Source organism: Streptomyces sp. NPDC030799 (assembly GCF_055572255.1).
Genome location: NZ_JBVIDS010000001.1, coordinates 791,146 through 803,295 on the forward strand (window position 1 = coordinate 791,146; position 12,150 = coordinate 803,295).

Consider the following 12,150-nt stretch of genomic DNA (forward strand, 5'->3'; position numbering starts at 1 on the left):
GCGGGCGCCCCTGTGCGAAGCGGGACGGATCAGACCTGGCCGGCCTTCTCCAGCGCGGAGCAGCAGGTGTCCACCAGCAGGCGGGTCACCACGTACGGGTCGACGTTGGCGTTCGGGCGGCGGTCCTCGATGTAGCCCTTGCCGTCCTTCTCGACCTGCCACGGGATACGGACCGAGGCACCGCGGTCGGAGACGCCGTAGGAGTACTTGTCCCACGGGGCGGTCTCGTGCAGGCCCGTCAGGCGCTCGTCGATGCCGGCGCCGTAGTTCTTGACGTGGTCCAGCGGCTTGGAGCCCTCGCCGAGCGACTCGCAGGCGGTGATGATCGCGTCGTAGCCCTCGCGCATCGCCTTGGTGGAGAAGTTGGTGTGCGCGCCCGCGCCGTTCCAGTCGCCCTTGACCGGCTTGGGGTCCAGGGTCGCGGAGACGCCGAAGTCCTCGGCGGTGCGGTACAGCAGCCAGCGGGCCACCCACAGCTGGTCGGAGACCTCCAGCGGGGAGACCGGTCCGACCTGGAACTCCCACTGGCCGGGCATGACCTCGGCGTTGATGCCCGAGATGGCGAGACCCGCCTTCAGGCAGTTGTCCAGGTGGGCCTCGACGATCTCACGGCCGAAGATCTCGTCGGCGCCGACACCGCAGTAGTAGCCGCCCTGCGGGGCCGGGAAGCCGCCCTCGGGGAAGCCCAGCGGACGGGAACCGTCGAAGAAGGTGTACTCCTGCTCGATGCCGAAGATCGGCTCCTGCGCGGCGAACCGCTCGGCGACCTCGGCCAGCGCGGCCCGCGTGTTGGACCGGTGCGGGGTCATGTCGATGTCGAGGACCTCGCACAGCACCAGGATGTCGTCGCCGCCGCGGATCGGGTCCGGGCAGGTGAAGACCGGCTTGAGCACGCGGTCCGAGGAGTGGCCCTCGGCCTGGTTGGTGGAGGAGCCGTCGAAGCCCCAGATCGGCAGCGCGTCGAGACCGGCCGGGGCACCCGTGATGATCTTCGTCTTGGAACGGAGCTTGGCCGTCGGCGCGGTGCCGTCGATCCAGATGTACTCAGCCTTGAAGGTCACGGGGCCACATCCTTAGGGGTAAGTCGGGCGCACTCGTCGTCGCGGGTGCTGCGGCGCTGCGGCACTGGGGCGCCGCTCGATCTGCCCGGCAGCCTGTCAACAGGCCATTTCCCGACCATTGCCCCTATGTGAACCCCGTGTTACCTGGTGGTTTTGTGTCGCGGCTCACCTTGTGAGGCGCCGACGGGTGAGGTATGTGTGCCCGCCGCCGCCGCTTCCCGCACCCCGTCGAGGAACTCCCGGACGGCGGCCCGCCGTTGGCCGACGTGGCCGCGCAGCAGCTCCACCGACCGCTCGATCAGCGGCCCAAGAACGCCCGGCCGAGCGGGAGGCGCTGACGGTCGCCACCGGGCCGCCGGGCTGAGCCGGATCCGGCGGTTGTGTGCGGTCGACGTGGTCGGCGCGCCGGGGCCGAGTGGTCGGGCCGGCGACCGCCACCCCCGCACGGTCGCCGACCTGACAGCCTGGCTGCACGCGGTCCCGGGCGGCCCGGGCGCCGACTCGGCCGGCCCGGGCGGCCACTCGTACGGCGGGCCGGATCGCCGTGCACCACGCCCTGCGCGCGCCCGCGCGGGTGCGCCGCCTGTTCCTCCTGGACCCGGTCCACTGCTTCGCCGGGTCCAAGGCGGCGTACCTGCTCCACGCCCTGCCGATGCTGCTGCGGCCCACGCGGTGCCGGGTCCGCGTGTTCGCGGAGTGGGAGGGAGACCGGGGAGTGTTCCGGTCGCCAGGCCCCCTCCGGCACCGGACGCGCTGCGGGCACGGGGTGCCGGTCCTGCTGTTCGTGGCCGCGAACAGCAGGACCCATGACCCCGGTGAGGTGGCGAGCCGGACCCGCCGCCTCACCACGTTTCTGTCCGGTCCCCGAGCCTCACCCCACCTTCTCGATGACCGCGTGGCGGATGAGGAACTTGCCGGGCTCCCGGACCTGTTCGAAGGCCGCGTTGTTGAGCAGGACGCAGCTGCCGGACACCGAGGTGACCTTCACCGTCGTGGACTTGTTGTTGTCCAGGTTGGTGACCTTCAGAGTGGTCCCGGCCGGGAACTGGCCGCTGGACGCGGCCGGGGCGCCGCCCTCGCCGGAGAGCGTGACCGTGGAGCCCTTGCAGACCTGCTGGCCCGAGCCCGCCGCGGCACCACCGGCGTTCGCGTCACCGGCGGCGGACTGCGAGGGCTGTGCCGACTGCTGGGCGTCACCGGCCTGCTGGCCCGCACCCTGCTGCTGGGCGTCACCGGCCTGCTGGCCGGCACCCTGCTGCTGTCCCGCGCCGTTGCCGCCCTGCGCCGCCTGGGAGCCCTGAGCCGACTCCCCAACGGTGCATCCGGCGGCCTTCTGCTGGACCTCGATCTGCTTGATGACCGCCTCACGGTTGGCGATCCGCGCTGCCGACTGCGCGTCCGGATGGGCCTTCTGGTCCGCGATGAACCGGTCGTTGTTGCCATGGGCCGTGGCCAGCCCCTGGCAGACGTTCGAGTCCCCGGCGGACAGCGTCTTGGCGTTGTGCGCGGGCGGCGCGGCGTTGGACGTCGTGGCCAGCGCGAAGGCCCCGCCGCCCGCCACCGCCGCGGCGCTGACGAGCAGCGCGATCTTCTTCTTCGTACCGAGAGTTCTCCTGCGCGACATGCGCGCCTCCTGAAGAGGTAGGGGAGCGTACGCCGCTATGTACGAGATACCGAACGAGGTTACTCAGCGGTTTCAGGAGATGCTGAAGTGGCCTCCGTCACAGGGGAGTTGAGCGCCGCTCAACTCTTGTTGTGCTCCAGGGCCTCCCGTACCGCCTCCTCGGAGCGGGCCACCACGGCCGTTCCGTCGTCGGCGGTGATGATCGGGCGCTGGATGAGCCTGGGATGCTCGGCGAGCGCGGAGATCCACCGCTCCCGCGCGCTCGCGTCCCGCGCCCACTCCTTGAGCCCCAGCTCCTTGGCCTCGGCCTCCTGGGTGCGGGTGATGTCCCAGGGCTCCAGGTTCAGCCGGTCGAGTACGGCCCTGATCTCGTCCTCGCTCGGCACGTCCTCCAGATAGCGGCGGACGGTGTACTCGGCCCCCTCGGCGTCGAGCAGGCTGATGGCGCTGCGGCACTTGGAGCAGGCCGGATTGATCCAGATTTCCATGCGGCACACGGTACTCGGCCTCGACTCTGTTCGAATTCCTGACGTCTCGGCAGTCCCTCCTCGACTGCCTGTCACACACCCGGATTTCCTTTCCCACCTGGGCATTTGGCCGCTGTCGCGGAACTCCGATTGTCAGTGGCCGCCGGTAGACTGGAAGCAGTGTTCGAGGGCGTCGCCGGACTGTCCGGCCGGTGCCCTGCCCGCGACAGGAGGATGCCTGTGCCCGCTGCCGCCCTGAAGCCGAAGCCGTTGCCCACCCAGTCCACCGTCCAGCGACCCGTGCTGTTCGACTCGCCCTACGAGCCCGTGATCAAGCGGCCGCTGCCGGCCGGACGGCCGCGCGAGTGGTACGTCAGCCACAACCGCCGTCTGAAGGCCATGCGGCTGGCCATAGCCCTGCTCGACTCCGGGATCTACCAGCCGGCCCAGGCCCGCGACGACAGGATCCGCAGCACGGCGGAGGAGATCGGCATGCGCCCGCCCTCCGACACCACGTGCCGCATGGTCAGGGCGTTCATGCGCTACAGCCGCTGACGCCGGCGCCGGGTGCCTCCGCGCGTCCTCGGGGGTGCCCGGCGAAGCCGGAACAGCGAGCGGGAGTGCCCGCAGACCTGCTGTCCGCCGAGACCACTCACCGGCGCCGTCACGCACTCCCGCCGGTCCTCGGCGTGCTCCCGGACCACGGGCCCAGCCGATGGCCTGCCACCGCCTGCTCGAACTGTCGCGGACCCGTTCGCCGCGAAGTCGTGGGCGAGTGTGGAGAGTTCACTCATGGGGTCGTGCACTCACACAGGGCCCCCGCCGGGCGGAAAACCGGATGCGGTCGCCGCCACGGCCTCCCTACGCTGAACAAACGGCACGAAGCCGACACACTCCACCCCCGCCACACTCACCCCACGGAGGTCCGTCATGCGTGGCATCGTCGCGTCCGGGACCGTCGTCCTGGTGATCCTCGGAATCGGAAACCACCTGTGGTGGCTCGCCGCCGTCGCGCTGCTGTATCTGTACGCGACGCACGGACGCGGGTCGCCCGGCACCCCCACACCGCCTGCCGGAGCGGGCGCCCCGCCCCTGCCCGACAGCTACCGGGCCTACCGCGAGCGCCGGGACCGGCAGGCGAAGTGGGAGCGCCGCTACCGTCGTGAGCGCCCCTTCGAGACCCGCCGGCAGCAGCGCGAGAAGAGCCGGTGAGAGCGGTGAGCCAGGGCGTCCCCGGTCACAGACCGGGGGCGCCCCACACCGGGAACCAGCGGCCGAGATCCTGCTCGATCCGCAGATCGTTCGTGAGCGTCGCCTTCACCTGGAGTTCGAGCGCCCCGTCCCGCCGCTGCGCGGCACCGGGCAGCGGGGCGAACGGGTAGAAGGTGCCCCGTTTGTAGAGGTAGACCAGCGCCAGCTTGCGGCCGGTGTCGTCCGTGAAGGCGGCCAGCGAGCACAGCAGCTGCGGACCGAAGCCGTTGACCTCCATCGCGCTGTTCACCGCGTGCAGGTCGTTGACCAGCTCCGGCAGCTGGTCGGGCGAGCGCTGCGAGACCAGCCAGGAGTAGCCGTACTCGTCCCGGCGCAGCTCCACCGGCGCGCTTCTCCCGCTCTCGGCTTCGCCGGAGCCGGGGGACCCCCACCGGCCGGTGTCCGCGTCGAGCAGCGCCTGCACCTCCCGGTGGGTCTGCTCGAAGGCCGCGCCCTCCACCGTGGCGAAACACACCGCCCCGGTTCCGGTCGGGGTGAAACCGGCCGCGGCCTGCAGGGTCACGGCCGCCGAGGGCAGCGCGAAGAGCTGGTCCAGATCGGGCGCGACCGGTTTCGTACGGCCCAGCAGGATGTCCAGCAGCCCCAACGCTCAGCCCGCCTTCCCCGGTGCGGCGGCCCCGCCCAGCTCCGCCGAGATCCGGCCCAGCTGTTCGAGCCGCTGCTCCAGGGTGGGGTGTGTGGAGAAGAACCGCTCGATGCCGGGTTCCCTGCCGGTCGCCGGGGTGAAGTAGAAGGCATTGAAGGCCTGGGCGGTGCGCAGGTCCTTGGTCGGGATCCGGGCGATGTCCCCGGAGACCTTGGTGAGCGCCGAGGCAAGGGCCGACGGGCGGCCGGTGAGATGCGCGGCCGCGCGGTCGGCCGCCAGCTCCCGGTACCGGGACAGGGCCCGGATCAGCAGGAAGCTGATCGCGTACACCGCGGCGGAGACGCCCATGATCGCGGCGAAGACGGCGGCGGTGTTCTGGTCCCTGCGGCCCCCGCCGAAGACCTGCGAGTAGAACGCGAACCGCACGATCAGGCCCGCCAGCACGCCGAGGAAGGACGCGACCGTGATCACGGCGACGTCCTTGTGCGCCACGTGCGACAGCTCGTGCGCGAGCACGCCCTCCAGCTCGGCCGGCTCCAGCCGGCGCAGCAGTCCCGTGGTCACGCAGACCACCGCGTGGTCGGGGTTCCGGCCGGTCGCGAAGGCATTAGGCATGTCCATGTCGGACACCGCGACCACCGGCTTGGGCATGTCCGCGAGTCCGCACAGCCGGTCGATCACCGCGTGCAGCTCGGGGTACTCCTCGCGCTCCACGACCCGCCCGTGCATCGCGAACATGGCGATCCGGTCGGAGAACCAGAACTGCGCCACGAACATCGCCCCGACCACCACGACGACCAGCACCCAGGACTTCAGCAGCGCGATCAGCGCGGCGACGAAGCCCACGTACAGCAGCCCGAGCAGGAACAGCGTGAGCCCCATGCGCACGGTCAGCCGTCGGTCGCTCCGGAAGCGGCTCTGCATCTTGCATCACCCCGCAGTCAGGCACTCGTCCCGCTGTCCAGTGTGCACCTGCCGATTGCCATGAAGGGGTTCCGAACGGCCCCAGGAGCGGCAAAGCGCGCGACCGGTGCCGCGATCAGTACGACGAGCCGAACTGCACCAGGCCTATGAGCACCATGACCGCGATCACGCAGCCGAGGACCATGGCCGTCGACGCCCACGACGTCCGGCGCGGCACCGGGTCGGGGTCGGCGCGGAAGGGCGCCGGATTCGGCGGGTTCTCCTTCCAGCGTGCGGCGAGCATCCGCGCCCGGGCCGAGGGCTCCTTGTGCTCGGCGGAATTCGCCCAGCGGTGATCGAACTCCCGCTCCCAGTCCTCGTTCTCCGTCATCCCCGTTCAACCTCTCTCGTCGGACAGAGCCAGGGGGATGATCCCCCGAGAGTAGGAAGCATGGGAAGCGGCAAAGGTTGCCCGGGATGCCGGGTGGCCGCCGGACGGCTAGCATTTACGGGAGAGCCGCACCGCGGGGTGCCCACCTGGTCTGCCCCTGCTTCCCCTACTCGTGCGGCATCCCCCACGACCGCGCCGGACTCTTCACTCCGAGGTCGCGGCCCATCCCGTCTCGTGCCCGAGAAGGCCGCACGAGGGGTGGAAGGAAGGTGGATCCATGAATGCACATCGCGCGAGGCGTCTCGCCGCAGTGTCCGCCATCGGTGTTCTGATGGCCGGCGGAGCCGCGATCAGCACGGCAGGCACCGCGTCGGCAGCCACCCCGGCCCAGGTCACCACCAACCGTGGCTGCTTCCACGGTGGCTGGGACTGCGGTTTCAACAACCGCTTCGGCTTCAACAACGGCTTCTTCGGCTTCAACAACGGGTTCGGGTTCGGCAGCGTGCCCGTGGTCGTCGTCGTGGTGTGACCACGGCGGAGGGCGAAACGGCCGAGGGCCGCCACCCGGAGCGATTCCGGGTGGCGGCCCTCCGTCACGAACCGCGCGGGGCGGCCCGATCACACGTCGAAGTACAGCTCGAACTCGTGCGGGTGCGGACGAAGCTGCAGCGGCGCGATCTCGTTGGTGCGCTTGAAGTCGATCCACGTCTCAATCAGGTCCGACGTGAACACGTCGCCCTGGAGGAGGAACTCGTGGTCCGCCTCGAGCGCGTCGAGAACGGCGTTCAGCGAGGTCGGGACCTGGGCGACGTTCGCGTGCTCCTCGGGAGCCAGCTCGTACAGGTCCTTGTCGATCGGCTCGGCCGGCTCGATCTTGTTCTTGATGCCGTCCAGACCCGCCAGCAGCAGGGCCGAGAAGGCCAGGTACGGGTTGCCGGAGGAGTCCGGGGCGCGGAACTCGACGCGCTTGGCCTTCGGGTTCGAGCCGGTGATCGGGATACGCATCGCAGCGGAGCGGTTGCGCTGCGAGTACACCAGGTTGATCGGCGCCTCGAAGCCCGGCACCAGACGGTGGTACGAGTTCACCGTCGGGTTGGTGAAGGCCAGCAGCGACGGGGCGTGCTTGAGGATGCCGCCGATGTAGTAGCGGGCGGTGTCCGACAGGCCCGCGTAACCGGCCTCGTCGTAGAACAGCGGGTCGCCGTTGCTCCACAGCGACTGGTGGACGTGCATGCCCGAGCCGTTGTCGCCGAAGATCGGCTTCGGCATGAAGGTCGCGGTCTTGCCGTTGCGCCAGGCCACGTTCTTCACGATGTACTTGAAGAGCTGCAGGTCGTCGGCGGCGGCCAGCAGGGTGTTGAACTTGTAGTTGATCTCGGCCTGGCCGGCGGTGCCGACCTCGTGGTGCTGGCGCTCGACCTTCAGGCCGGACTTCTCCAGCTCCAGGGAGATCTCGGCACGCAGGTCGGCGAAGTGGTCGACCGGCGCGACCGGGAAGTAGCCGCCCTTGTAGCGGACCTTGTAACCACGGTTGTTCTCCACCGCACCGGTGTTCCAGGCGCCCGCCTCGGAGTCGATGTGGTAGAAGGACTCGTTCGCGCTGGTCGCGAAGCGCACCGAGTCGAAGACGTAGAACTCGGCCTCGGGACCGAAGTACGCGGTGTCCGCGATACCGGTCGAGGCGAGGTAGGCCTCGGCCTTCTTCGCCACGTTGCGCGGGTCACGGGAGTACTGCTCGCCCGTGATCGGGTCGTGGATGAAGAAGTTGATGTTGAGGGTCTTGTCCCGGCGGAACGGGTCGACACGAGCGGTGGACAGGTCGGCACGCAGAGCCATGTCGGACTCGTGAATGGCCTGGAAACCACGGATCGACGATCCGTCGAAGGCCAGCTCCTCATCCGGGTCGAACGCCTCAACGGGCACCGTGAAGTGCTGCATGACGCCCGGCAGGTCGCAGAAGCGGACGTCGACGAACTTGACGTCCTCGTCCGCGATGAACTTCTTGGCCTCGTCGGCGTTCTGGAACATCCAGCTCCTCCTACTCCCGACCGTCCTCGCCGGGGTGGTAGATCGTTCGTGCGGCCAGTGCGGTGGCACACGCTGGTCTCGACCCTAGGGACGGGTGATTTCTCGGGCGTGACCCGTTTGTTTCGCAGAAGTTAACCGGCCACGGTTCCACCCTAGCCCCGGGACACCCCGCCGTACCCCGGTCATTTCGGGCGCAGTACCGTGGTCGGGTGGACAACAGGCAAGCACTCGGATCGTGGCTCTCCGGGCCCCGCGCGGCCATGGAAGAGGCCGGTGCCGACTTCGGTTACCGGGGCGAGCAGCTCGGTCTGCCCGAGGAGGGGCCGAACTCGATCGCCCGGCCCGGCCGGCGCGTCGGCGCGCTCGCCGTGGACTGGGGGCTGAGCGTCCTGATCGCATACGGCCTGATCACCCACGGCTACAAGGTCCCCGCGACGAGTAACTGGGCGCTCGGGGTCTTCCTGGTGATGAGCGTGCTGACCGTCGGCACGATCGGCTTCACGCCGGGTAAGCGGCTCTTCGGCATCCGGGTGGTGGCCCTGGAGACGGGCACGGTCAGCCCGCTGCGGGGCATGCTCCGCACGGTCTTGCTGTGTCTTGCCATTCCGGCGCTGGTCTGGGACCGGGATGGGCGGGGCCTGCACGATCGGCTCGCGAAGACGGTGGAAGTGCGGGTCTGAGCCGGGGCCGCCCTGCTGTCTGCCGGGTGCGGGCGCGTCGTGGTCGCTCGCGCAGTTCCCCGCGCCCCCAGGGGGTGCGGTCGCCGCAGGCTCGCAGCGCGCCGTGGCTGCGGCCGAGCCACGCCGGCGGCACCTCGCAAGCGCCGAGTCGCGCGCCCCGTCCCCGCCGGCCCGGCCCAGGCACCCGGATCGGGTCAGCCCCGCCGCAGCAGCGCCCCCAGTACCTTGCGCAGCGCCGCCTCCGGGTCCGGTGCCGCGTCCATCGCCCGCCACGCCACGAACCCGTCCGGCCGCACCAGCACCGCCCCCTCGGCCGTCGTACCGTGCGCCCCTGCCCAGTCGCCGTCCGGGCCGTCGTACGTCAGCTCGGCCTCCGCACCGGCACCGCCGATCCGGTGCGCCTCGAGCCGTACCCCGTCCGTCTCGGCGATGCGCAGCGCAGCCGCCCGCCAGGCCGCCCCCGCTCGCGTCGAAGCGTCACTCAGCAGCACCAGTGACCGCTCGTACAGATCGAGCGTGGAGATCCGCCCGCCCGCGCGGCGCAGCCACATGTGCGGGGCCCGGCTGCCCGGTTCCCCGGCCAGGCGCAGCGCGTCCGGTACGACCGGCTGGTCCGGGTCGGCGCCCACGACGGCACCCTGCGGGTAGCGGTAGCCGAGGACCACGTTGAGGATGCCACCGCGCTTGCCGCCGCCGATGCCGGGCGCGGGGGCGAAGCCGGGGTGGCTGTGTTCCACGGAGCGGGCCGAGGCCCGGGCACTGGTGGCGAGGGCGACGGGCCGGCGCTCGGTGTCGTAGGTGTCCAGCAGCCCGGGACCGGCCCAGCCGTCGAGGACGGCGGACAGCTTCCAGGCCAGGTTGTGGGCGTCCTGGATCCCGGTGTTGGAGCCGAACGCCCCGGTCGGGGACATCTCGTGGGCGGAGTCGCCGGCGAGCAGCACCCGGTCGTGCCGGTAGCGTTCGGCGACGCGTTCGGCGGCGCGCCAGGACGCCTTGCCGGTGACCTCGACGTCGAGGTCGGGGACGCCGACGGCCCGGCGGATGTGCCGGGTGAGCCGCTCCTCGGTGAACTCCTCCAGGGTCTCACCGTGTTCCGGGTGCCAGGGGGCGTGGAAGACCCAGCGTTCCTTGTTGTCGACCGGCAGCAGGGCGCCGTCGGCCTCGGGGTCGGTGAGGTAGCAGCAGATGAAGCGGCGGTCGCCGACCACGTCGGCGAGGAGTTTGGAGCGGAAGGTGACGCTGACGTTCGCGAACAGGTCGCCGGGGCCGCTCTGCCCGATGCCGAGCCGGTTCCGGACGGGGCTGCGCGGGCCGTCGGCCGCGACCAGGTAGTCCGCGCGGACGGTGTAGAGGCCGTCGCTGTCGCGGTCCCGGACGTAGGCCGTCACTCCTTCGGCGTCCTGGGCGAAGGACTCCAGCTCGTGGAAGTACCTGAGGTCGCCGCCCAGGGCGCGGGCCCCGTCCAGGAGCACCGGTTCCAGGTCGTTCTGGCTGCACAGACACCAGCTGGTGGGGCTGAACCGGGCCAGCCCCCCGCCGGGATCGATCTCCCGGAACAGCCACTCGCCGGCGTCCCCGGCCAGCGTCGGGGTCTGCAGGATGCCGTGGTTGTCCGCGAGGAGCGACGCCGCCGTCTTGATGTCCGGCTCGATGCCGGCCACCCGGAACAGCTCCATCGTCCGCACGTTGTTGCCGCGGCCGCGCGGGTGGATCGAGGTCCCGGAGTGCCGCTCGACCAGCATGTGGCGGACGCCTAGACGGCCCAGGAACAGGGACAGGGACAGGCCCACCAGCGAGCCGCCCACGACAAGGACGGGCACGTGGTGATCGGCTTTGTGCTGCATCGACGACTCCAGAGGCAGGGGCGGGGGTGTGGGGCAGCTAGGGCCTAGGAGTTTCCATGCCCCCTCCAAGGGGCTTCGCGTGCTCAATCACCCTCCTGGTTCACACGAGTCGCGCACTCCGGAGGACAGGAACAGGATCAAGGAACGCTGACGTCGCGTCACGGGCGGCGTTGCCCCTCTGCTCCCCTGAAGGAGATGTGCGCAGTATGACCACCACGTCGGAAAAGGTTTCGGAACAGCTGGCGCGGCAGGTGTCGAAACGGGTCTCGCAATCCGTCTTCGACGGCTCCCGTCTCCGGGTCGTCCTGCTGGTGGACGTATACGACGGCGCCCAGCAGCAGTTCCTGGAGGCCTACGAGCAACTGTGCAACCAGGTCGCGTCGGTGCCCGGCCATGTCAGCGACCAGTTGTGCCAGTCGATCGAGAACCCGTCCCAATGGCTCATCACCAGTGAGTGGGAGAGTGCCCCGCCGTTCCTCGCCTGGGTGAACAGCGAGGAGCACGTCCGCATGGTGGAGCCGCTGCACAGCTGCGTCCGGGACACCCGGTCGCTGCGCTTCCACATCGTGCGCGAGACGGGCGGCGAGGCGGCGGCCGCCCCCGCGGGCCGGCGCCGGCTCCAGGCCTCCCCGAGGATCGGCGACGGCGTGATCCGGCACGCGCTCACCTTCACGGTGAAGCCCGGCAGCGAGGCGAAGGTCGCGAAGATCCTCGCCGACTACGCCTCGCCCCAGGCACGGGTCGACGAGAACACCCGGCTGTGCCGCACCTCCCTGTTCATGCACGGCAACCGGGTGGTACGGGCCATCGAGGTGCGCGGAGACCTGCTGGCGGCGCTGCGCCACGTCGCCCGGCAGCCCGAGGTCAGAGCGGTCGAGGAGGCCATCAACCCGTATCTGGAGCAGGAGCGGGACCTCAACGACCAGGAGTCGGCGCGGGTGTTCTTCACCCGGGCGGCGCTGCCGGCCGTGCACCACGTCACCGCGGACGAGCTGGTCGAGGGCGAGCGGCTCGCGCTGTACTACCCGACCCGGCCGGGCCGCGGGATGGAGCTGGCCCAACTGCTCGCGCAGGGGGACGAGGCGGCGGCGGAGGACCCGCGCAGCCCGGTGCTGCGCAGCACGATCTTCCAGCGGGACGACGTCGTCGTACGGCTGGTCGACCACCGTGCCGGCGTGGCCGTGGACGTCGCCCCGGCGGCCCCGCTGACCGCGCTGCTGGACGGCGAGGTCGTCCGGATGCAGCTCGTCACCGACCGGCGCTCGCCGGACGCCTGAGACCCACAGCCGCACCA

Annotated in this window: 13 protein-coding genes; 5 read left to right on the forward strand and 8 right to left on the reverse strand. The window is 70.6% G+C overall.

The features are described 5' to 3' along the window. Nucleotides 1-29 precede the first annotated feature (29 nt). The 3 genes from glnII to ACZ41I_RS03465 form a co-directional block, all read right to left on the reverse strand. Nucleotides 30-1,061 carry a glutamine synthetase gene (gene glnII, locus ACZ41I_RS03455; RefSeq protein WP_363216804.1) on the reverse strand — a complete coding sequence of 344 codons (1,032 nt, stop codon included), beginning with the start codon at nt 1,059-1,061 and terminating at the stop codon, nt 30-32. 871 nt (nt 1,062-1,932) lie between these two features. After that, a complete protein-coding gene (locus tag ACZ41I_RS03460; protein WP_363216802.1) occupies nt 1,933-2,685 on the reverse strand; it encodes an RlpA-like double-psi beta-barrel domain-containing protein in 753 nt (250 codons plus the stop codon). A 119-nt stretch (nt 2,686-2,804) separates the two neighbouring features. Beyond that, nucleotides 2,805-3,173, reverse strand: coding sequence for an arsenate reductase family protein (locus tag ACZ41I_RS03465; protein ID WP_399773654.1), 369 nt, complete (start codon nt 3,171-3,173; stop codon nt 2,805-2,807). A gap of 219 nt (nt 3,174-3,392) precedes the next feature. Here ACZ41I_RS03465 and ACZ41I_RS03470 point away from each other — a divergent pair, with 219 nt between their 5' ends. Together ACZ41I_RS03470 and ACZ41I_RS03475 are read left to right on the forward strand one after the other, a co-directional pair. Beyond that, nucleotides 3,393-3,707, forward strand: coding sequence for a hypothetical protein (locus ACZ41I_RS03470; protein WP_363216800.1), 315 nt, complete (start codon nt 3,393-3,395; stop codon nt 3,705-3,707). 375 nt (nt 3,708-4,082) lie between these two features. Further along, nucleotides 4,083-4,364, forward strand: a complete 282-nt coding sequence (locus ACZ41I_RS03475) for a hypothetical protein (RefSeq protein WP_363216799.1) — start codon at nt 4,083-4,085, stop codon at nt 4,362-4,364. A gap of 25 nt (nt 4,365-4,389) precedes the next feature. Here the strand turns inward: ACZ41I_RS03475 and pspAB are convergent, their stop codons facing one another. From pspAB to ACZ41I_RS03490, 3 genes are all read right to left on the reverse strand, one after another. After that, on the reverse strand, nt 4,390-5,010 hold the full coding sequence (gene pspAB, locus ACZ41I_RS03480) for a PspA-associated protein PspAB (RefSeq protein ID WP_363218071.1): 621 nt from the start codon (nt 5,008-5,010) through the stop codon (nt 4,390-4,392). Between the two features lie 3 nt (nt 5,011-5,013). Further along, entirely contained in the window at nt 5,014-5,934 is a 921-nt protein-coding gene (htpX, locus tag ACZ41I_RS03485; protein ID WP_399773649.1) for a zinc metalloprotease HtpX, read from the reverse strand. A gap of 115 nt (nt 5,935-6,049) precedes the next feature. Continuing rightward, nucleotides 6,050-6,304: an SCO2583/SCO2584 N-terminal domain-containing protein gene (locus tag ACZ41I_RS03490; protein ID WP_363218069.1), complete on the reverse strand. Its 255-nt coding sequence runs from the start codon at nt 6,302-6,304 to the stop codon at nt 6,050-6,052. Between the two features lie 277 nt (nt 6,305-6,581). On the opposite strand from ACZ41I_RS03490, the gene ACZ41I_RS03495 reads away from it, so the two are divergent. Further along, entirely contained in the window at nt 6,582-6,833 is a 252-nt protein-coding gene (locus tag ACZ41I_RS03495) for a hypothetical protein (RefSeq protein ID WP_363218068.1), read from the forward strand. Between the two features lie 89 nt (nt 6,834-6,922). Here the strand turns inward: ACZ41I_RS03495 and glnA are convergent, their stop codons facing one another. Beyond that, nucleotides 6,923-8,332, reverse strand: a complete 1,410-nt coding sequence (gene glnA, locus ACZ41I_RS03500) for a type I glutamate--ammonia ligase (protein ID WP_385845075.1) — start codon at nt 8,330-8,332, stop codon at nt 6,923-6,925. A gap of 209 nt (nt 8,333-8,541) precedes the next feature. Here glnA and ACZ41I_RS03505 point away from each other — a divergent pair, with 209 nt between their 5' ends. Next, nucleotides 8,542-9,012, forward strand: coding sequence for an RDD family protein (locus ACZ41I_RS03505; protein WP_363218067.1), 471 nt, complete (start codon nt 8,542-8,544; stop codon nt 9,010-9,012). Nucleotides 9,013-9,206: 194 nt separating this feature from the next. Here ACZ41I_RS03505 and ACZ41I_RS03510 read toward each other — a convergent pair whose 3' ends face one another. Further along, entirely contained in the window at nt 9,207-10,856 is a 1,650-nt protein-coding gene (locus ACZ41I_RS03510; protein WP_468513048.1) for an FAD-dependent oxidoreductase, read from the reverse strand. A 206-nt stretch (nt 10,857-11,062) separates the two neighbouring features. On the opposite strand from ACZ41I_RS03510, the gene ACZ41I_RS03515 reads away from it, so the two are divergent. Beyond that, nucleotides 11,063-12,133 (forward strand): SchA/CurD-like domain-containing protein, encoded by a 1,071-nt coding sequence (locus ACZ41I_RS03515; RefSeq protein WP_363218065.1) that lies wholly within the window; start codon nt 11,063-11,065, stop codon nt 12,131-12,133. Nucleotides 12,134-12,150 lie beyond the last annotated feature (17 nt).

Bases quoted from the DNA above. Each gene is read 5' to 3' on its own strand.
- ACZ41I_RS03515 (WP_363218065.1), top strand. From the start codon at position 11,063: ATGACCACCACGTCGGAAAAGGTTTCGGAACAGCTGGCGCGGCAGGTG.
- ACZ41I_RS03510 (WP_468513048.1), bottom strand. From the start codon at position 10,856: ATGCAGCACAAAGCCGATCACCACGTGCCCGTCCTTGTCGTGGGCGGC.
- ACZ41I_RS03460 (WP_363216802.1), bottom strand. From the start codon at position 2,685: ATGTCGCGCAGGAGAACTCTCGGTACGAAGAAGAAGATCGCGCTGCTC.
- htpX (WP_399773649.1), bottom strand. From the start codon at position 5,934: ATGCAGAGCCGCTTCCGGAGCGACCGACGGCTGACCGTGCGCATGGGG.
- ACZ41I_RS03475 (WP_363216799.1), top strand. From the start codon at position 4,083: ATGCGTGGCATCGTCGCGTCCGGGACCGTCGTCCTGGTGATCCTCGGA.
- ACZ41I_RS03490 (WP_363218069.1), bottom strand. From the start codon at position 6,304: ATGACGGAGAACGAGGACTGGGAGCGGGAGTTCGATCACCGCTGGGCG.
- glnA (WP_385845075.1), bottom strand. From the start codon at position 8,332: ATGTTCCAGAACGCCGACGAGGCCAAGAAGTTCATCGCGGACGAGGAC.
- ACZ41I_RS03495 (WP_363218068.1), top strand. From the start codon at position 6,582: ATGAATGCACATCGCGCGAGGCGTCTCGCCGCAGTGTCCGCCATCGGT.
- ACZ41I_RS03465 (WP_399773654.1), bottom strand. From the start codon at position 3,173: ATGGAAATCTGGATCAATCCGGCCTGCTCCAAGTGCCGCAGCGCCATC.